This is a genomic window from Lysinibacillus sp. RU7, assembly GCF_057837305.1.
The window spans coordinates 75,922-98,936 of sequence record NZ_JBYQFK010000002.1 but is presented as its reverse complement, the minus strand read 5'-3'; the positions used below and the strand labels follow the sequence as shown (position 1 = coordinate 98,936).

Here is a 23,015-nt window from a genome sequence, read left to right as displayed (position 1 = left end):
TATGGCGGCTCCTACTTTTACTTTATTTTTTCATCGTTTTTTGCTTGGCTAATTGGACATGCCATGACAATGCTTCTTCTAGGATGTGTGGTGTGTGGGCATTATTTGTTTGCTCGATGGCGCGGTGGTAATAATCGAGTAATTGCTCTTTATAATCGGGATGTACGCAATTTTCGATAATTAAGGCAGCACGCTCTTTTGGCGCAAGACCACGTAAATCTGCGATGCCTTGCTCGGTCGCAATGACGTCTACATCATGTTCTGTATGATCATGATGGGCTACCATCGGCACAATCGAAGAAATATCGCCACCTTTTGCATATGATTTTGTGACGAAAATGCCTAATCGTGCATTCCGTGCAAAGTCACCAGAGCCACCAAGTCCGTTCATCATCTTTGTCCCAGATACATGTGTAGAGTTGACATTGCCATAAATATCAACTTCGAGTGCAGTATTAATCGAAATTAAGCCTAAACGACGAATAATCTCTGGATGGTTCGAAATCTCCTGTGGACGTAAGACTAAACGATCTTTATACTTTTCAAGATTCCCGTAAACTTGCTTACCACAATCCTCACTTAACGTAATGGATGTACCCGAAGCAACTTTCACCTTTCCAGCATCAATCAGCTCGAACACCGCATCCTGTAACACTTCTGAATAAATTTCTAAATCGTTGAATTCGGAATGCAAAAAGCCATTGAGCACAGCATTGGCAACAGAACCTACCCCTGATTGTAGTGGGGCTATTTGTTCCGTTAGACGACCTGCCTTAATTTCATCTCGCAAGAAGTTGAGCAAATGCTCTGCAATTTGTGCCGTTTCCTCATCCGGCTGTACGATTAATGACGGGGCGTCTGTAATGTCGGAAATGACAATCCCTTTAATTTTTGCTACATCGACAGGAATGCCCTTTGTCCCAATACGTTGCCCAGCACTTGTTAATGGAATCGGTTCGCGTTTTCCTTGGACATCTGGAATGTAAATATCATGCAAGCCTTCTAATGCAGCCGGCTGTGCCGTATTTAATTCGACAATGATTTCTTTCGCATATTGCGCGAAAATCGCAGAGTTCCCTACAGAAGTGGTCGGGATAATTTGGCCATCCTCTGTAATCGCTGTTGCTTCAATAATTAAAAAATCAATCGGTCCAATAATGCCTGTCCGAACGAGCTCGGCATTATGGGATAAGTGCATATCTGTGTACAAAATATCGCCTTGATTGATTAATTGGCGAATGGCTGGATCACCTTGATACGGCGCACGTTTCCGAATAATTCCTGCTTGTGCCATATACTGATCGACTTCTGGTCCGAGTGATGCCCCTGTATACACATCGACTTTAAAGTTTTCTGTTTTTGCTTTTTCTACTAAAGCTAGCGGTACAATTTTGGCGTCACCAGCACGTGTAAAGCCACTCATGCCAAGTACCATCCCATCTTGAATCCATGCAGCTGCTTCCTCCGCAGAAACGATTTTCTCCTGTAACGATTGTAAACGAATTCTTTCTTCCATTAGTCCCTTTACCCCTTCCATCATGAATAATACACACTCCTTCTATAGAATTTATGTTTAGTATAGTGAAGAAAGAAGTAGAAATCTAAATGATTATTTCTATGAACATCATAGTTTGAAACTATCGGTTTACTATAAGCCATGCTAGTAGCGATATGTCTTCTTTTTGATCTTCTAACATAATGACAGGCTACAAAAAACAGTCTATAACTTGCGAGTGAATCATGTTATTTTGAGGGGGGTGGGAGGAGATGAATGTTTTTGCCCGGATAGCGTATCTTTATGCCCGTATAGGGAGTGCTTATGCCCGGATACGACAAGGTTATGCTCGTACAGTTTTGTTATGCCCGGATACAGCGACTTTATGCCCGTATAGGGAGTGCTTATGCCCGGATACGGCAAGGTTATGCTCGTACAGTTTTGTTATGCCCAGATACAGTAACATTTCACTAGGTGACACAATCAAGGCATCAAAATAAATGACCTTCATTTATATGTAAAAGAACTAGAATATTATTACATAAAACGAACCTTTACTTTATATTGAATATATAGGTAATAATTGATTGAGGGGGGATAGAATGCTTGATACATATCGTTCTGCGGATTGGACGATCCATCGTAAATATTTGCCGCGTTTTGAACGAGTCGTACTGCTGCAAGTGATGGAAGGGGTGTTAAACGAAGAACAGGCAAAGAAGTATGTTGATTATGCGGTATTTGAGCAAGAATATAACCAGTGGCTGTTGCAACCGATTGGGTATGAGTATGTTGACGATGCATATGTCATCGTATATGAGGATTTTATTGGTCAACCGTTACAGCAACTGCTGAAGCAACAAATGCCGTTGCACCAGTTTTTGTATATCGCCATAGAACTCATCAATGCATGTATTAGCTTGCATCAAAAAGGGTTGTTATATGGACAGTTAAACCCAAAATATATTTTTGTTCATGCCACGTCTTTACAAGTCAGGTTGGTCACGTCACCGATGACAACGAAGTGGGGTCCGAGTGCAGGGCGTGACATAACACCTGCTTTTGAATTAGATGAACTCCCCTATTTGGCCCCTGAGCAGACAGGCCGCTTATCAATAGAAATCGATGAACGAACAGATCTCTATACACTAGGCACAATTTTTTATGAAATGATTACGTTAAACAAGCCGTTTCAAGCGGACAATACAGTGGATTGTATTTTTGATATTTTAACGAAAGCCCCTAATTTTAGTCCATTTGAAAAGGGCAATAATTTAACCATTATTAAAATGATGGTACAGAAATTACTCGAAAAAAATCCAGAGGACCGCTATCAAAGTGCCGTTAGTTTAAAGGAGGATTTACTACGTATTCAACAGCAACTAGCAGATGGTAAAAGTGATATCATGTTTCCACTGGGACAGCGTGATCAACAGATGCGCCCAAAACCTTCAAATAAATTATGTGGTCGGGAAGACGAAATAAATATTTTGACACATATGTTGGATGAAGTAAAGCAAGGCGCAAAACATATCGTTTTCATTAAAGGTCCTTCGGGATGTGGGAAATCTTCGCTTGCTCATCATCTTCGCAGTGAAGTAGCACAAGTAAAAGGGTATTTTGTTGACTGTAAATTTGACCAGCTTCAACAGCAACAGGCTTTTACGTCGATTCTTCAACCACTTCGTCATTTACTAAAGCAAGTTTATATAGAAGGGGAAGCATCTATTAAACAATTCCAACAAGGCATGCAAGAAGTCAATTTAATGATGGCAGAAAGTTTACTTCATGTTATTCCGGAATTACGTTGGTTTTTATCGGATGAGACGGAACTGCTGTTTGAAGATCTCCAGTATACGTTACAAATGAATGCTTATATTTTCGCATCCATTCAAAAAATACTGACTATCTTTTCGCGTCAACGTTGTCCGATTGTTTGGTTTGTTGATGACTTACAGTGGGCTGATCGAAGTGCACTTAATATGTTGAAGGCTATTTATGAGCAGCATCATGGTGGCTATTTTTTATTAATGATGGCTGTTCGAGATGATGCATCTACAATCAATCAGCAGATGTTAGAGTGGCAAGTGGAGCTCTCGTCTTTTTGTACGATTTCTTTACGTTTATTAACAGAGGAAGATGTGCGTGTTTGGTTGGCAGATTCTTTAAAGATGCAGTTAGAGACAACGGGGGATGTAGCAAAACGCCTTTATCGAATGACGCAAGGCAATCCGTTATTTATGCACGAGGTATTTCGCTTATTTTTAAATAATCGGACGCTTTATTTTGATATTACGGATGAAACATGGCAGTTCAATCACCAACAATTACAGCAAACGATCGTCAATCAAGAATTATTAGGCTTTATTAGTGGACGAATTAACATGTTATCCGTTCAGGCACAGGCGATTTTACGATTAGCTTCTTGTTTTGGACGTGAGTTTGAATTGCATCTTTTGCTAAAGCTTATGAATATACCATTCTATGAGTTAATCGAGCGGTTAGAGGAATTAGTGGAACAAGGGTTTATTTTGGCACTCGATAGTCGTTTAAAATGGGCACGTTCTAGTGATATGGAAGATGGCACGCAGCTCTTTACAATGAAGCTTCAATTTATTCATGATCGCATTCAACAAATGGCTTACGAGTCGTTAGAAGAGAGCCATCGAATGGATACACATTATACAATCGGGCAATTGTTGATTCAAATGTGTGACAATATGGAAGAAAGTCCTTATTTACAAGAAATCGTTCGACAGTTTAATTATTGTAGCAATCGATTAACAGCTGAGGAACAACAACAGTTAGCTATTTGGAATGCCATGTTAGGTGGACAGGCGAAAAAAGCAGGGCTTTATCAAAATGCATTGCAATTCTTTTCATCTAGCTTAGCGTTATTACCAGTAGATCATTGGGCGATTATGCGAGAAATGTCACTGCAAATTTATATGGATTTAGGGGAATGTAAGTATTTAGTAGGGGATTATGCCGATTCTAAAAAGCATATTGAAGAGGCCCTTCAACATGCTGAGACGACGCTTGAAAAACTGCTGATATACCGTTTAATGTCGCTTATTTATATTGAATCAGAAAGCTCAGAAATTGTCATTAATGCAGGGTTTTCAGCGTTCCAATTATGTCATATGCAGATTGATCGTGAGCCTACAAAGGCGCAAGTATTAAAGGAGTTTTTGCTTTTAAAGTGGGAGCTAAAAAATAAAACAGACGAACAATTAATGCATTTGCCCCCGATTGAAAAGAAGGAAATTGATGTGTTAATCCAAATTATGATTAGCATTGTTTCCAATACGTTTCGTATGAGCCCTAATTTAACAGGTATTTTATTGTTAAGGGTGTTTCGCTTACAGCTAAAATACGGGGCTACAACAGAAAGTGGCATTGTATACATTAATTACGCGCTTATATTAATTTCAGGGTTTAATAATGTGAAGCAAGCCTTGCGCTTCGGAAAGCTTGCCTTATCCATGGCTGATAGTCAAAATAGTTTATTTATTAAAGCACGTATTTATTTTACGTATGGCATTTTTTTAAATCACTGGGAAAAGGATTATGATACGAGCATTCAGTACATGCGTGTCATGCAGCAATACGGCGAGCAGGTAGGGTTATTTTATCAAGTAACGGCTATTTCTTGTTTTTTATGTGCCATACAGTTGATGAATGGGACCTCATTAAAAGAATTAGATGAGGAAGTACAGTTTCAGCAAGCGCAGTATGTCAATCATTCGAATATGTTATCTGAGGATTATTTAACAGAGTTTCAGCATTGGGTTTCAGCACTTCGCCATGCGAATATCACACCGAAGTGGGATTATGAGATTTCCCTTAAACATGAAGAAGCCGTCGTAGTCATGCATTATATTCTACGTTTGCAAATGGCGTATTTATTTCAGGATGAGCAACAAGCGTGTCGTATTTTAGAAGAGACACGTCAACCGATTAAAGAAGTGTATTCATTGCCCAATACCCCCATCTATTTTTTGTATCGTGCCCTTTGGCAGTTTGATTTTATCGAGCGACCTTTTAAGCATCGAGAGAAGCGGCGTCAATATGTAAAAGAGATTAAGGAAAGCATTCGAAAGTTTAAAAAGTGGGCAAAAGAGGCGCCGCATAATTTTGAACATTTATATATGTTACTGTTAGCAGAAAATTGTCGGAGGAAAAGGCTCGATGGAGAAGCAATCCTCTATTATGACCGTGCGATTCAGCTAGCGAAAGTCCATCAATTTCCGCAAGATGAAGCGATCATTTATGAACGCGCCGCAAAGTATTATGAGGCACAACAAGATCGGGTGAAAACAAGTGATTATAGTATGCGCGGTATTCGGGAAATGCGAAAGTGGGGTGCGGTCACGATTGCCGCACTGTGGGAGGAACGCTTCTCGCAATATATTCAAGTACAGCAGCAAAAAAAGGAATACGCGTTATCATTTGATATGATGACTGTGCTAGAGGCAACCCAATCCCTTGCAAAAGAAATTCGTATGGAAGATTTACTACACAAATTGTTATTTTCCTTGTTAAAACAATCCAATGCAACAAGCGGTTATTTTATCCGCCATCAGCAAGGTAAGCTGACTGTGCTAGCAAAGGCACAGGCGGAAGCGATGCAGTTTACGTATTATAGTGAGCCTACATCGCCTGCTACACATATTCAACTGATAGCAGACTACACGTTACAGAGTGAGGAAGCCGTTGTCATTTCAGATGTCAAGAAAAGTACACTGTTTACACATTTGAAAATAGCCGCAAAGTCCATCCTTTGCTTACCTGTTTATCATAAGGGAGAAGTGACGGCTGTGTTGTATTTGGAAAATGCCCTTTTGCAAAATGCTTTTAGTACAACACAAATCGAACTGATTGCCATGGTTGCAACACAGATTGTTGTTTCACTTGAGAACGCAGAAATCTACATGGAGTTAGAAAATCGTGTAGAGGCTCGTACAAAAGAGCTCGGTGAGATGAACCTCCATTTAAAGAAAATAAATGATCAGTTAGAAATGAATGAGCTGGAACGTAAAAAGCTACTGCATAGTATTTCCCATGAATTGCGTTCGCCGATTACGTCAACGCTTGGCTATATTGAAGTGATTTTAGATGGCATAGTAGTAGAACCAGCTAAACAGCAGTTTTATTTACTGCGCAGTAAGGAGCGGTTGTTGTCCTTAAACGTATTAATCCAAGATTTATTTGATTTAGCGAAGCTAGAAGCAGGACGCTTAGAATATGCGTTAGCAAAGGTGAGTGTGCAGGGGTTCTATGATCAACTTGCCTATTACTATATAGAAGATATTCGAAGAGCTGGATTAAACTATCAAACAAATTGTTATGTTGAAAAAGAAGCATATGTACTAATTGATACGGCAAGAATCCAACAAGTGATTACGAATATGATGATGAATGCGATTAAATATACAAATCAAGGGAATATAACATTTACGATGTGGACACAGAACGAGGAGCTGTATTGTTCGATAGAGGATAGTGGGATGGGCATTCCAGAAAAGGACATCCAATTTATTTTTGATAGTTATTACAGTGCATCGAATAGTCAAAATGTCGATTCACACGGGATTGGCTTAGCCATTTGTAAAAAAATTATCGAGCAGCATGGCGGAAAAATCTTCGTGGAAAGTGTCGAACAACGAGGCTCACGCTTTTGCTTTACGCTCCCGTTAATGACGGGAAATGAATAACATGTCAGGCGCGGCTATACCCTATACCGTGCCTGACATTCACGTTATCTTCTTCGTCTTCTTGGCTTATGGCAATGATTTGGCGGCATCCCACACATTGTATTTGTTTCAAAGCATTCGTTTACAACGGATTCTGTATGCGGGAAGAAGTGTTGGTTATTGACCATATGTCTGTTGACTGTTGTTGTATGGGACGGGTGAACATGTGGTACAACAGTGTTGAATATATTTGTACGAATGAATTCTTGTGTTGGTGAAACGACGGGTTGTTCATATCGAGTAGGGAATGTTTGTGGCGGGAAGCGAACAGGCGATTGATTAAATCCTGGTTGGTTGAACATTGGTTGATTGAATCCAGGTTGATTAAAAGCGCCAGCAGCTTCATTTGGATTGAACCAATTTCCGAAATACATAGATAGTCCTCCTTTTTTGAATAATGTAATGCATTAATAATATATGAGCATAGAGGCTTGGAGGAATAGTTGTATACCTATTAGGTGATAAAAAGAAAAAGTAATTCGTATGAGGGAAAGGGGGGAGCGAAGAAATTATGCTATAAAAAGCAAAAACTCCCCAGATCGACGCATCCGAGAAGTTTAGGCTAACCAAGAAATACATTATAAAAAACAACAGGGCCAAGTTTCTGTTGTTTTTTATTGATACATTCCTTATATCGATAAAAAACAAGATATTAATGAGTAATATCATACAACAAAAATGAGAGAGCGGACATCATACATGCGACTTATTTTTCAGGTTTTCTGAAACAAATAATGTATAATTATACCTTTAAAGGAATGAAACTACCTATGGGTATTATTTTTAGAAATAACAAAAAATTCAAAGTTTAAATTTGGTAATATTTTTATTTAGAATGATTATTTAATAATAAACTGATTATTTGATTTTTATAAAATAAAAAAATACTAATTTTAAACGCAAAAGCTTTTAATACTAACTAGTAAATTACCTTAAAAAGGATAGTATACTAATAATAACTAATATTATTAAAATAATATTACAAAGCAATGAAAATGTTTGAAAAATGCATAGAGTTAGTAATATAATTTCAGTATTACCAGTGCAAGATTTGGTAATCTACTTAGTGTTTACTATTCTAGGAGGAATTTATCTATGGCTTACCAACCGAAATCATATAAGAAATTTGTTGCAACAGCAGCAACAGCTACATTAGTAGCATCAGCAATCGTACCAGTGGCATCAGCATCTGGCTTCTCAGATGTACAAGCTGACAACGAGTTTGCTACATACATTAACGCTTTAGCAGAAGCAGGCATCATTGGTGGCTATGCTTCAGACAATACATTCCGTCCAAACAACAAATTAACTCGTGGTCAAGTAGCGATCATGTTAGGTCGTTGGTTAGAAAACAACGGTGCAACAATTCCAGCTGACTGGAATACAAACCCACGTTTTGAAGACGTATCAACATCTAACGAAGAATTAGCAAAATATGCTGCTTTAGTAAAAGATGCTGGCGTATTCACTGGTGTTGCAGGTAAACTAAACGCTGCTGACAACATCACTCGTGAAAACATGGCTGTAGTATTAGACCGTGTTGCTAAAACAGTAACAGGTACTTCTTTCGTAGAATTAGCTGCTGACATCGAAGACGTAAAAGTGGCAGATTTAGACGCTACACAATACGGTGAGCAAGTTCAAGCTTTAGCTGATTTAGAAATCACAACGGTTTCTAACTTCCGTCCAAAAGAAACTGTAAGCCGTGCACAATTCGCTAAATTCTTATACACTTCATTAGAAGTAATCGAAGAAGTATTAGCAGGACAAGAAGTAACTGCTGAAGAATTACAAGCACAAATCGCTGCTGTAGATGCTACATTACCAGCAGTAGCAGATATTAAAGCTGACAACGCTGTAGCTGCAAAAGCTGCTGTTGAAGCTGCAAAAACAGAAGTAGCTAAAATTAAAGCTATTATCGCTGAAACTGAATTAACAGAAGAAGAAGTAGCTGCATTAGAAAAAGCAATCGTTGCTGTTGAAGCGAAATACGAAGCAATCGTAAAAGCTGCTGATCAAGCAATTGAAGATGCGAAAGAATTAAACATTGTTTCTGTAGTAGCAAACAGTGCAACAGAAGTAGTTGTTACTTTCTCTAAAGCAGTTGATAAATCTACAGTATCTGTAGCTGACTTCGCATTTAAATCATTAGATAATGCAGCAGTAACTGCTGCAGACTTAGAAGGTAAATTAAGTGAAGATGGTAAAACTTACACATTAACTGTAAAATCTTCAGCTCCAACTGTTAAGTTTGCAGGTCGCTACGATGTAACAGTTGCTAAAGATGCAATCAAAACTGCTAAAAACCAAGGTGTTGTTAAATTCGAATCTACAATTAAAATCGAAGATAAAGTAGCACCAACAATTACAAAAGTTACTCAAAAGCCTGCTGCTGACGGTAAAGTAACAGTAACTGTTGAATTTAACGAAACATTACAAGCTTTAGGTACAGTTAACGTTAACAATGTAACTGTTGTAGCTGCGTTAAATGATGACAAAAAATCATTCAGCTTAGAATTAGATGCTGATAAAGCTTATGCTATCGAAGTAATTGGTGCGCAAGATATCGCAGGTAACTTAGCTAACCCATTAACTACTTCAGTATCTACTGTAAAAGATACTGTAGCACCAACTTTAGCTGTTTCTGCTAAAGATGCTGTGATTACATTAGAATTCTCTGAAGCTGTAACTGAAGATTTCGCTGTAACAGTTAATGGTGCAACTTTAACTGCTCAACCAGTAAAAGTTGAAGGTAAAAACATTTATACTTTAGACGCTTCAGAATTATTAGCTACGACTAACTTCTTAAACAACGCTAAAGTAAAAGTAACTGGTATCAAAGATTTAGCTGGTATCAGCGGTAAAGATGTTGAAGCTACTGTAAACTTAAAAGCGGATACAACTGCACCAAAGTTAGTTTCTAAAGAGCTTAAAGACAACAAATTAGTATTAAAATTTGACGAAGTAGTAGATGCTGCAGCGTTAGCATCATTTGATGCGGCTGATTTAAAATTAGAATACACTAATGCTGAAGGTGTAATTATTCCATTAACTGCTACTACTGACTATACTGTAGCAGCTGAATTTGGTTTAGATATCAACGGTAACGAAGCTATCGATGCTAAAACAGATGAAGAGAATTACGTTGTTATTTCATTAACTGATGTAAACAATAAATTTACTAAAAACGCGAAGTTATTAGATGGTAAATACACATTCACAATCGCGAAAGGTGATTTACAAGATGCTGCTGGTAACGAAGTAGTAGCTTCTACATTTACTTTAGTGCCTACTTTCTCTGATGCAGTAGTAACTGGTTCTGTAACTTATTCAGTAGACCAAACTGGCTTAGCAAATAATCAATTCAAAGTAGTATACAACGAGGAAATGTCTGATTCAGTATTAAACGCTGGCAACTACACATTAGCAGGCGCTAAATTACCAGAAGGTACTACATTAGTATTCTATGGTAACAAACAAACTGTATTAGTTACATTACCAGCTGGTTCAATCGTTTCTAACGGTGCTCGTATTTTAGCTGCTTCAAATATCGCTTCAAAAACTGGTAACACAATTTCTGAAAATCAAGCTGTAGTAACAGTTGATCTTAAAGAGTCAATTGCACCAGTTGCTAAAACTGTAACAATCGATAGCCAATTAAAAGCTACTGTAGATTTCTCAGAAGATATTAAATTAGCTGGCGTAGATGTAGCTGTTTCAGGCGTAACTGTAAAAGTTAACGGCATCGCTGTAGAACCTACATTAGCAGTAGTAAACGGCGACTTAACAATTACTTTCGCTGAAGCTACATTAAAAGCTACTGACAAAGTAACAGTTACTTTTGAATCTGCTAACTTAGTAGATGCTAACGGTAACAAAATTGCTGACGTAGTATTCAACTAATTTTTAATTAGTAATGAACCTCATACTGTTGAGGAAGTTGAAAAATTGACGTTTTTATAGCGTGATTGTTTTCAACATAAAGTGAAGGCACTCTCTGTTCAATTTTGAGCAGAGAGTGCTTTTTTCTCGGACGATTTCTCATTCTTTTTAGTTGTTAATTTTAGCTTTCCACTCCAATATGTACTCAACTGTACACTCCACTATGGACGGACACTTACCGATAGCCTGGCTTCTGTTCCCTTTTCTTTTATCTAATATTTGTATACAAAACAAGTGAATGTATACTAGAATAATACCTAGTGAAAAAGAGTAGGTGATAATTTGAAAAGGATCATATTTTTTGTTTTATTTACATTTTATTGTATAGGACTTGTGCAGCAGGTAGATGCACAGATGGTTGAAGAGCAAGCACCTGTGTTTTATGCAAAAGGAAACTTAGCGTATGTTTATGATGAAAGTGGAGAAATAGTAGGGGTTATACATAAAAATCAAGCGTATTTTTATACGGCTAAAACAGAAGCGTGCTATTACATAGAAGTAGAAAATCATCTAGGATGTGTATCGGCAGCTTCCGTGGTAGAAGGAAGCACAACGTTTGTTGAAGAGAAATTAGAGCGTGCTGGAGAGATGGTTTACACAACACATGTAACGCAATTAACAGATATAGATGGACATGTTCTTTATACATCGCAACCGAATCGACGCCATTATGCAGTGGCTGAAGATGATACATATTATTATGTAAAAGTAGCAGGTCGTATGGCGTTACTCCCAAAAGCAAATGTAGCGCTTGATAAAGGGATTCCTGTGTTGATGTACCACCATATTGTCGGCCCTCATGATGGTCGACAGAACTTGACATCGGCCATGATTACAGAGTTGCAGTTTGCATCCAATGTGCGTACACTGCAAGAAGTAGGGGCACAAGCTATTACGATGGACGAGTTACACGCCTTTTTGCAGGGAGAGAAAAACCTTGGGAAAAATACAGTTGTTATCACATTTGATGATGGATTAAAGTCGAATATCGTATACGCGTATCCACTGCTACAGCAAGCGAAAATGAAGGCGACGAATTTTGTCATTACATCTCGTGTGCCGACAACAATTCAACCGTTTGACCCACAGAAGCTACAGGCAATTTCACAAGAAGAAATGAATTGGTCAACGGATGTTTTCAGCTACGAGGGGCATACCCATCAGTTGCATAGCCAAGAAGAGGGGAATTCACTTGTTGTACTACAAAGTCGTAAATCATTAAAGGACGATTTACTGGCAAGTCAATCTATTGTGACACAACGCTATTTTGCGTATCCATTTGGCCAGTTTAATGAGGCAACGAAGCAAATTTTAACCGAGACAGGCTACCGACTAGCATTTACAACAAAACACGGTTATGTCAAATACGGCGATGACCCGTATGAGTTAAAGCGGATTGCTATTGAACCGACGACGACGGAAGAGCAGTTTAGGCAATACATTTCATATTAAACTATTACTCTACTATAAGCGGAAATAGTAGGGTTTTTAGTATTGAGAAAAAAGCACATACCGTTGCTTCAATTAAAAAAAGCTACTTTCTATCCGATATTTAACACAGAAGAGTGTAAATGGTTTTTATAAATAGGTTGAGGAGGACATTGGATGAATCGAAAAAACCGTTCCTATCAAATGCTTTCAACTGTTATGGTTTTAACCATTGCAACGACAGCAGTAGCTCCAGTTGCCAATGCAGCGCAGTTTACGGATATAAAGGGGTATAAATATGAAAATGAAATTTATAGTCTTGTATCTAAAGGAATTATAAATGGGTATCCAGATCGTACATATAAGCCTAATAAGACATTAACAAGATCGGATGTTATTAAATTATTAGGAAAATACTTAACATCAAAGGGGTATCGAGTACCAACTGATTATAACAGTAACATGCGTTTTCGTGATTTAACTTCAAGTTCGGATGAAGAGCTATTAAAATATGCAGCAGTTGTGTATGATAATCGTATTTTCGTAGGAGCGAATGGTTATTTAAATGCTAACAATAGCATGACATTAGAACAATTAGCAATTGTGTTAGTAAGAGCAAAATCAATGCTAGATAATTACGATTATATTCGTTATGTAGAAACGCAAACGTATATGCAGGAATATTTAGATATTGCACAAGCGACAGCAGAGGCGCAACGTTCGATTAATGTATTAGACTATTATGATATATCAATCGATGACTATTTTCGTCCGAAATCCAAAGCGACACGTGGTGAGTTTGCAGGTTTGCTATATGGCATTTTAAATGTAAAATCGCCAGATAAAACAAGCGGAAAAGCGACGGTCACAGCAGTAAATGTCTTATCTGAAACGGATTTAGATGTCACGTTAACGAACGGTAAAACATATCGAGTTCAATTAGATGAACCACTTCCGGAAAATAAAAAGGTAGATGCTACCTTTGAAATCAATGGTGTAAGCTATACGTATAAAGTGGAATATATAGTAAATACTTTGAAAATAACGAATGTAGAAAGTGTTAATGATGGACAAATTGTTATTCACTTTAGTGAACGAGTTGAACTTGAGACAACAAGTAAAAATACAGAGTTAATGAAATACTTTAAATTAGAAAAGATAGACGAGTTAGGAAACAGTGGTTTAAATGTTTCACTAAAAAAGGGTGAGCTCAGTAAAGACGGTCGTTCGTATACGTTAACGATTAACTCCTTCACAATAGAGCCAAGTTATCGTCTGCGTGTGTTCAATATATACTCAACTCAAGGACATAAATTATCTACTTATAATGAAGTCATTCATATTAACGGAGATACAACTCCTCCTGCGATTCAATCTGTAGAGTCAATTAGTGAAAATCGCTCTAGGGTTACTTTTACGGAACCTGTAAGAAATTATATGGCGCGATTTAAGTTAGCAGATGGTTCTGTCGTAACGGGTATTACTTCTTCTGTTAAGGGCAACACGATTACGTATAACTTAGAAAAAGCACGTGCTAATGGAGAGTTGGTTCCAGATGGTAGTGAGATTACAGTCACATATAATGGGCTTCAAGATGTATCGGGGAATGTTTCCAAGCCTTATGCACTGACGACGAAGATTGTGAAAGGTAAGAACTCTAGTCTGCAAGTAACAGCCGTTCAACAAATGAGTGAGCGCAAATTTAGTATTACATTTAACCATACTTTATGGTCATTAGAGCCAAGTGATTTAGTAGTGACAGCTGGAGGAACAAGACTCGCTGTTCAAAGCGTAGAACATGACGGATATAGTAAGACGTATATTATCACAGTCAATAATCCTTTGTCTGGTGATGTAACAATTAGCACAGCGCCTGATCGCTATGTAACGGATGAAGAAACGTGGGAAGATACAACATTTTCTGTGACACATAATTTTGATATACAAACAGCTGGTGCAAAAATAATGAAATCAGACGTCGTGCGCGAAAATAATTTAGAGTATTTATTTATTGAATTCGATCGTAATGTCTTAGTAAGTGAAAATACGACCACTTCTATTTCAGGTACCTATACGGCAAACGGTAGAAAAAACCCAATCAAAAAGCAGGATGTAAAGGTATATAGTGTATACGAGAAACCGAATATGGTAAAAATTCCATTACGAGAGCTACTGAGACACACTGACATTGAAAATACAACATATGACGTCACGATTAGTTTTAAAAACTTGTTTGGGCAGTATGGAGGCGCTTTAGCTAGTGGTGAAATTTCCTTTACACGTAGCAAGGACTATTCGTTCAACGGAGATAAACTACAAGTAGTTGCGGTAAAGACGTCACTAACAGATAGTTCTATCAAAGATCCAAGCATTATTACAATTGACTTTAATTATCCAGTAGATGAGACGGTGGCTTCTAATCTAGAGAATTATGAAATTAGGGGATATAATCTTGGGCAAGTACAAGTAAACCCATCAAATCCAAAGCAAGTGATTTTAAAGATTGAAAGTCAATGGAGTTACTCAGTAACACCTTATCTTTATATTACGGATTTACGTGCGGAAAACTCCTTTGAAGAAATGGATTCTTATTATGAATCGATTAGTTTACCGCCGATTGTTGCGCCGGGACAAAGCTATTGGAATCCAAGTTTGTCTATAAAAAGTTCCCGTGAGATTGTGCTCACATTTGGACAAGCCATTACAATACCAGATGCAGATGCATTCTTTGTGACAGATTCATCTGGGACATCCTACAGTGCGAAAGCATCCATTGATTCGAACAATTCGAATAATATCATTTTAACATTAGATAAAACGATGCCGCGTTACACGACCATGACAGTAGAGTTAAAAGGCAATCGTGTACTACGAGATGTGTATAATAATCTAGGAAGATTTGACCCTAAAACGATTTCTGTATCCTATTAATCTTATTAAAAAGAACACGGGCTTGCCGACTGGCGAGCCCGTTTTGCTTATGGTTGTGCGATAAACTTGACGATATCTTGCCATGTGACTTCGCCGACTTTTTCCCATTCGTACTTTTGGAGTGGGTAAGGGCGGAATGTAGGGGCATAAATATTACGTGCCGTTCCATCGAGTAAAATTGTATTTTCATCGATTAGCCCTGTAAATACAGTCACGTCGTATAGTTCCTCAGCTATGTCTTCTTCTTTTTCTGTACCGAAATCTACGGTCTGGATAGCGGGCACTTTTTCTGTTTCTTCTTCGGTGATTTCTTCCTCTGGTATTTCCTCTTCAGGAATGACTTCTTCCACAGGTGGATCGACTTGACCGAGCTTATTGAAGGCAACGTCTACAGGTGTTAGGCGTGTTCGACCATCATAGCCAAGTGTATAAATATGTGTATTACCGATATCAGGCACCTCGTAGTGAACAATCCAGTCCGACCGCACTTTAAAACTACTGAATACTTCATCGGTTGTAATCGTTACAGCTACTTTTTCACCGTACGGATAGTCCGCTAGTAAATCCGTCGGTTGAATTTGGACTTCGTACAATGTTTTAGCAGGGTCGATTTTTTCATACTTTAACAGTTCTTGATACCACATCGACTCCTCAGCAGGAATCGCTTGCTTTTCTGTCACGATGCCTTCCACCGTGGATTCATCTTCTTCCCCAGCGCGAACGATGATTTTAGCGCGTTGTCCGACTTCGACACGTTGCCATTGTGCTTCGTCAATGTATGTGGCGACACTTTTACTTGATGGATAAATGACAAATGTAATCGTATCGCCGTCTTGCTGAATGTCCCCTACGAAACCATCAACTGGTGTTGCTAAAGTTTGGTATGAAATCAGCTGTGTTAGCAAGGAATCTGTAATGTCAAGCTGACGTTCAATTTCCGCGATATGACGACGAATCATCGCCTTTCCTTCGGCGGTCGGTGTATTTTGTTCGATGCCGAGTTCTAGCGAGAGATTTAAATTCCAAATATTCGAGTCTCCGATTGTTGTGCTATCTGTTGCGGTAGACGGACGAGCGCTCGCCGATTCACGCTCAAGAGCAGACAAAATTTGTTCGAGCTCCTTTAATTCAGTTTCATAGGCTTTGCGTTCGATTTCTAATCTTTTTCGTTCTTGCTCAACAGCATCCGATTTGTAGGAAGCAAGCTCTTGTTGCATCGTGACGGCATCGCCACGCTTCACGAGTACCTTGTCGATTGCTTGAACTGGTGCAGCGAGGCGCATTTCATTGCTTGTGGCGAGAATGCCTTCTTTATCGAGTTCTTTTGTATGCACGCCACTCACTGCATATTGCATGTCACCAATATAATAAGATTTTGGAATGACCTCGTTGTTTTTGAGCAAAAGGTAGCCATTGATTACGACGAAAATGATTGTAATGGCACCCCATATTTTAAACTTTGTTGTACTAGCCATTAGCTCACGCCTCCTTCAATCCACTTGAGAATGGGAAGTATACTAATAGCTCCGACTAGTAATGCTAGTCCAATTTGCACAAAGATCAGCTTCACTAGCAGTATTTTTTTACTTTCTTCTTCCCACTGTGATAGGAATGTGTATTGAATGATAATGGTTACAACTGTCGCGACCGTTAGTTGATTTAAAAAGTAGAGTACATACTCATCTTGATAGAAATAGGCCGTAATCGGTGCTAGTGAGAAAAAGGTGAATGGTGTCGTAAAGCCAACAATGGCAAACACGAGGAATGTCAGCGCTTTTTCCAGCACAATAAAGGTCATCACATACAGTTGAACTTTCTGAATCCATTTAAAAGGTAAATCAGTGAGTAAGTGCAATACATATGTAAGAACATAGTAATGAAAAATAAAGAAAGCAATAGCCCATAAAATGGCCCCGCTTAAAGAAATTAAGCGGGCAAACATATATCTGTCGTCAAGCCCATTTACAAGAAGTGCCGTTAAGCTTTCTGTATGCATCCCCCATAAATTCCGTATCGCAAAAAATAAAAGTGTTGTAAAAAATAGCAGCCATAGCGCTTTTTTATAGCCGTGGATTTTTTCGTATTCCTCTTCATGTTCCAGCATATACGTTAGGGAAGATGGATGAAATAACAGATGCCAAAACTTATAGTGAAATACCATGTAAGTCACCCTTTCGTTGTCATAAATTCGCTCTATTAAACTATCATTAAATAAAGTCAATATAAGTATAATAAAGGAAAAAGAGGATTTTTGATAATGAAAAAGGTTGTATTTTTCATTTTGTTTATAATGTTTCCTCTCTGTGTAAGGATTTTTCTAGCTAAGTTGACTTATATCATGTTTAGTATTTTTCATGTACAATGGGAATGGATTTTAAAAATTAGGAGGCTATAACGATATGAAATCTCCGTATTCTAAATATGTGTTAGCGGCAACACTGGCGGCAACGACTGTAGCATATGTGGCACAGGTTCCAGCAACCGCAGCGGTACCATTCACTGATTTGAAAAATGTGGGGGACCATTATACAGCGATTGAGGAATTATATAATTCAGGTATTATTACAGGACGTACAGCGACAACATTTGCACCGTATGAAGCGGCAACACGTGCAGAGTTAGCGTTGTTTATAGCGAATGCGCTCCATTTAGATACTAAAAATGTGAAAGATCCTGGCTTTACAGATGTACCAAAAAATAGTACATATTACGGGGCGATTGCGGCTTTATATAACGCAGGCATTATTGGTGGTTATAAAGATCAAACCTTTAAACCGAACGACCCCGTCAAACGTTCACAAGTAGCGAAAATGCTTGTACTCGCATTTGATTTAGAGTTAGCGAATACAACCACAACGAAATTTACAGATGTTAATAGCATTCCGGATGTGAATACTCGTCGCTATATTCAAACACTTGTCCAGTACAATGTGACAAAAGGGACAAGCGCTACGACATTTACCCCGAATGATTCTGTGAAACGTGCACAGCTAGCAACATTTTTAAAACGTGCCATCGATTATACACAATCAGATTTTGATATTATAAATGTTGAATAAATGATAAGAAGCTACTCTTTTCACTAGTTGAGAAAGGGTGGTTTTTTATTTTATTTAAATAATAATCTGTTGTTTTGGACAATTTTTTATTTATACATAAAGAATCTTATCATTTTGCCGATAGTAGGTTTAGAATAATGTAGAAAATTATGGGATATTTATATAGAGAAAGGATGACTTTCATGAAGAAAACAGTAAAAGCAGGTGTACTCACGGGGCTAATTCTGGCACCGGCAGCGGTTGTAAGTGCCAATGAAACAGATGTAGTGATGGACGGGGAACAACTAGCGCCGATTGTAACGGCAGATACGAGCGTTGCGGCTGTGCCTCATAATACAGTAGCGGATTTAGATGTAACAAAACTACGTCTAGAAGAAATTTTTAATCTAAATGAAAAAAGCTCGATTGCAAATTTTCAAGCATATCGTGATCTTATTAACGAACTATTACCAGACAATCCAAATACACCAGAAAAAGAATATGAAAATGATCGTGAATTATTACTAGCTAAATTAGATTTTTTAAAAGAACTACAGGGTTTAAAAAGTCATGCACACAGTTTAACAAATGAAATCAATCTACTTAAAACGACACATCCAGCATTGGTTGAGACAGTTCCTGGATTAGCAGGAGAATATGCGGCTATTGAAGAAAAGTTTAAAACGATTCGTCAACAACTAGATAGCGTTATTACTAAATATGAAGGGGATGATTATGATTTAAATGCAGCGTATAGTGGCACATTTGAAACGAAAGCATTAGGCGGCATGGCGAATTATCTAGCAACAATTGAAGATTTTGAAAAAGAGTTTATAAAAAATATCGATACATTAAAGACATTTATTGAAGATATTAAAAAGCCAGAAGCGTTTATTGACTATGTAGAAAAAATTATGTTACGGGATGTACTATTAGATTCAGATGATGCACTTAAGTTTAAAGAGTTATTAAATGAAGCCAATCAGTTTTACAATGAAAAAATGACACCGAACGAGAAGAAGGTTGCAGATGCTCATGTGCTAGAAAACGATGGTCGAACGGTAGCGGCTGTGATGAAGCAGGCGAATGATGATTTAATTGCGGCCAATAAAGTAACGGATTTAATCAAGGGCATTCAGTCTGTGACAGCGAGCGATTATAAAAGCAAGGTAGGGAAAATTGTTGCTGATTACGAAAAGCTCAACGTGCGCGCCCAAATGCTTGTGCTTGAGTATGACACAAAAGTGGCGAATCGCGTAGATAACGACAAAAACGTAGGGTATAAGGATGGACTAGACTTCATTGCGTTAGTCGATGCACTAAAACCAAATGCTACAGATGAATATCGTACGGCTTTAAAAGCAGCAGAAGATGCCTATGCTAAATTAGCTTTAAATCCACCAGAGTTATTATCAAGCTATAATGTTAAATTAGGAGCATATCGTGCGGATGTGATAGCCGCTGAAAAGGTAGAAGAGGCAATTGAAAACTTAACTACGGGATCGAATGTTACTTCTACAAATATTGAAGATGCACGAAAAGCGTATGATGCCCTTACTACCAATCAAAAGAAAATCGTCAATAACTATAAAGAACTGCAAAATTGGGAGAAGTCAGGAAAAACGACGATTAAACTAAGCGATCAAATTGATGCGATCATCATTGAAAATAAAAAGACCTTTGCTACAAAAGTCGAGGCGCTTAATAAATTGTATGACAAGTTAAGTAAAGGAGAACAATCGTTAGTTTTAAGTGGTCCACGTCTAAAGTATTTAACGCCTTTTGCTACAGTAACAGGTAGTTATTACAACTTAAAGACGACCGCAAGCAGTTATGAAGCGGATGTAAGATCTTTATTGTCTATTTTAAAGGGCGATACTGGAAATTTAGATACAGCTTTAAGTAATGCTAATATCGCTGAGGACAAAGCTGCTTTAGAAAAACTTCGGGAAGAGCTAAAAAAAGCTGTTCAGAAGCTCCAAGATCAATTAACAAATGCAGGTAAGGTTATTCAAAAAATTGAAGATGCAAATGGTACATTTACAAATAAGAATGAGCAGTTAGTCGCAATCCAAGCTGCTCGTGAGGCCTATACCGATTTACCGAAAGAAGAGCAAAAACTTGTCACAAACTTAAAAACATTACTGGAGCTTGAAAAAATAGTGAAGCAATCAGCTGATGCGACGAAAGCTATTGAATTGGTTGATCCGGAGCAGATTAGCAAATTCCCTTCTACTGCCCAAACAGCAGTAACAGCATTTGAGAAGCTAACAGCGACGCAGAAATCGTATATTTCTGACGAAAATAAAAAGCGAATTGAAGACTTTAAAGTGTATTTAGCTTTTGTAGACCAGATGAAGGCTTTGAAACCAAGTGCTGCTGGATTCCAAGAGGCGTATAAGAAAGCGGAGGAAGAATTTAATAAACTAAGTGCTGAGGCGGCTTGGACGTCTACATTGGCTCCGAAAATTGTGGATGCAGTCAAAACATACGAAGCTACATTAAAAATGCATGATAATTCTATTAAAAATGGCAATGATTTAGTCGCTCGTATTGATAGGCTCGGTTTACTCACAGGTCAAGCGTTTTTAGCAGAAGCAGAAGCGATTGAAACGATTTATGCCTCTTTATCGGCCGATGCGAAAAAGCAGGTGACAAATTATAAACACTTCCAAACGCTGAAAAAAGATGGGACAGCGGCGTTAAAAGTAGTCGATTTAATCAATGACCCAATCATTAGGGGTGTGGATGTAGCGAATAGCGGTTATGCCAAAAAGGTAGAAGCGGCAATCAAAGCTTATGATAATTTAACGTCGCGTCAAAAATCGTATGTTTACAACTATGATAGTAGTTTAAAGCCGTACTTGAAGATTTATGAAATTGTCGCAGCGATTAATAAATTACAACCAAGTGGCAAAACATATATAGAAGATGTAACGGCAATTCGTTTGCGGTATGATCAACTTTCAACGGTTGAACAACGCTATCTGGCACCAATTTTACACAAAATTGAAGGGGCAGAAACAGGTTTAGTAGCGGTAAATGACGTCATGGATCTGATTGATGCCGCGCGTCCGGGTGTGGAAGATTACGTACAAAAGTTAATAGCGGCTCGTGAAGCGTACGATAAGTTGGCACGCATCAATTCATCTTATCAAAAACTTGTGTTAAATTATAAAACGTTACAAGAGCGTGAAAACGCGTTAAAACCTGTAACAGCAGCTATTCATCAAATCGAAGAGTTAAAAGCGATGATTGTACGTCCATTTAATAATGCACGAGATTTCGTCAAGAAATATAACGATGCAGTGAAAGCATACGAAAAAATTCCGTATGAAAGCCGTGAACTTGTCTATAATCGTGACGCATTGCTTTTGACAATCTATCCGGTAGCTCAAACAATGGAAGCAATCGCGAATATTAAATCATCTAGTAAAACATTTGGGGAAGATGTCAAAAAAGCACGCGAATTATATAATGCATTATCAAATGAAGACAAAGCATTCGTGACAAACTATAGCGACTTATTGGCATTTGAAAATACAGTGAGCGGCGGTTCAGCAGTGGATGAGCTGATTCGTGCGATTCCATCTAAATCTCCTTCTGAGTATATGCAAGCGATTAAAGATGCACGAGCGGCTTATGATGCTTTAACAGCGAACGAGAAGAAAGCCGTCACGCTTTATAAAGAGTTACAAAACTATGAAAAAGGCGTGAAAAATGTGTTAGTTGCTATTGATGCCATCGATAATTTACAATTCGCGAGTAATCTTATATCAGCTTATGATAAGGCAATGAAAGCATTAGATAAATTAACAGCAGAGCAACGTCAAATGGTACCAAATATGAGTAAGCTGCAAAATGTTGCGCCAGCGATTGAAGTGTATAAAATGATTCAAGCACTGAAGCCAACGAGTGCAAACTATATTGGTAGTGTACAAGCTGCTTATGCTGCTTACAATATGTTATCTAGTAGTGAAAAGCAGTACGTGACAAACTTTGCACAGTTGCAAGAAGCGAAAAATAATATCGATAAAGTACAAGAAGTCATCTCAAAAATTAGTAGCATTTCAGCATCTTCTAGTAACTATAGTAAGCTAGTAGAGGAAGCGTTAGCACTATACAATTCCTTACCGTCCGCATACCGTAAGCTTGTCACAAATTATGATATATTGCAAAACGCACAAAAAGAATCGGGCGCAGTAGATCAAGTACGTTCATTAATTGCTGAAATTAATCCGAATGCAAGCAACTTTGAATCGAAAGTGAAATCGGCGCGTTCCGCTTATGACCGATTAACGACGCAACAAAAACGTCTAGTATCAAATTATTTCATGTTAGAAGATTATGAAGAACAATTAAACGATTCATCTTTCTTCTTCTAAAGTTCTTTTGTTCTCATTATAATAGTAGTAATATAGGAAA

General features: G+C 38.0%; 10 protein-coding genes. 6 read left to right on the top strand and 4 right to left on the bottom strand.

Annotated elements, in window-relative coordinates; genetic code table 11:
* Nucleotides 1-22 precede the first annotated feature (22 nt).
* Nucleotides 23-1,516: a succinyl-CoA:acetate CoA-transferase ScpC gene (gene scpC, locus AC3II9_RS02105; protein WP_489152833.1), complete on the bottom strand. Its 1,494-nt coding sequence runs from the start codon at nt 1,514-1,516 to the stop codon at nt 23-25.
* A gap of 581 nt (nt 1,517-2,097) precedes the next feature.
* On the opposite strand from scpC, the gene AC3II9_RS02100 reads away from it, so the two are divergent.
* Complete coding sequence (locus tag AC3II9_RS02100) at nt 2,098-7,212, top strand: sensor histidine kinase (RefSeq protein ID WP_489152832.1); 5,115 nt, start codon at nt 2,098-2,100, stop codon at nt 7,210-7,212.
* A 44-nt stretch (nt 7,213-7,256) separates the two neighbouring features.
* Here AC3II9_RS02100 and AC3II9_RS02095 read toward each other — a convergent pair whose 3' ends face one another.
* Nucleotides 7,257-7,625, bottom strand: coding sequence for a CotD family spore coat protein (locus AC3II9_RS02095; RefSeq protein WP_489152831.1), 369 nt, complete (start codon nt 7,623-7,625; stop codon nt 7,257-7,259).
* A gap of 721 nt (nt 7,626-8,346) precedes the next feature.
* Between AC3II9_RS02095 and AC3II9_RS02090 the strand changes: the two genes are divergently transcribed.
* The 3 genes from AC3II9_RS02090 (at nt 8,347) to AC3II9_RS02080 (ending at nt 15,552) form a co-directional block, all read left to right on the top strand.
* Complete coding sequence (locus AC3II9_RS02090) at nt 8,347-11,154, top strand: S-layer homology domain-containing protein (protein WP_489152830.1); 2,808 nt, start codon at nt 8,347-8,349, stop codon at nt 11,152-11,154.
* A gap of 321 nt (nt 11,155-11,475) precedes the next feature.
* Nucleotides 11,476-12,645: a polysaccharide deacetylase family protein gene (locus AC3II9_RS02085; protein ID WP_489152829.1), complete on the top strand. Its 1,170-nt coding sequence runs from the start codon at nt 11,476-11,478 to the stop codon at nt 12,643-12,645.
* 153 nt (nt 12,646-12,798) lie between these two features.
* Complete coding sequence (locus AC3II9_RS02080) at nt 12,799-15,552, top strand: S-layer homology domain-containing protein (RefSeq protein ID WP_489152828.1); 2,754 nt, start codon at nt 12,799-12,801, stop codon at nt 15,550-15,552.
* A gap of 47 nt (nt 15,553-15,599) precedes the next feature.
* Here AC3II9_RS02080 and AC3II9_RS02075 read toward each other — a convergent pair whose 3' ends face one another.
* A complete protein-coding gene (locus AC3II9_RS02075) occupies nt 15,600-17,027 on the bottom strand; it encodes an HlyD family secretion protein (RefSeq protein WP_489152827.1) in 1,428 nt (475 codons plus the stop codon).
* Nucleotides 17,027-17,713 carry an amino acid transporter gene (locus AC3II9_RS02070; RefSeq protein WP_489152826.1) on the bottom strand — a complete coding sequence of 229 codons (687 nt, stop codon included), beginning with the start codon at nt 17,711-17,713 and terminating at the stop codon, nt 17,027-17,029. The genes AC3II9_RS02075 and AC3II9_RS02070 overlap by 1 nt, the downstream gene beginning before the upstream one ends.
* A gap of 238 nt (nt 17,714-17,951) precedes the next feature.
* On the opposite strand from AC3II9_RS02070, the gene AC3II9_RS02065 reads away from it, so the two are divergent.
* Together AC3II9_RS02065 and AC3II9_RS02060 are read left to right on the top strand one after the other, a co-directional pair.
* Nucleotides 17,952-18,611, top strand: a complete 660-nt coding sequence (locus AC3II9_RS02065; RefSeq protein WP_489152825.1) for an S-layer homology domain-containing protein — start codon at nt 17,952-17,954, stop codon at nt 18,609-18,611.
* A gap of 182 nt (nt 18,612-18,793) precedes the next feature.
* The gene (locus AC3II9_RS02060; RefSeq protein WP_489152824.1) at nt 18,794-22,975 is read left to right on the top strand and encodes a hypothetical protein; all 4,182 of its coding nucleotides are present in this window, start codon (nt 18,794-18,796) and stop codon (nt 22,973-22,975) included.
* The last annotated feature ends 40 nt before the right edge of the window (nt 22,976-23,015 follow it).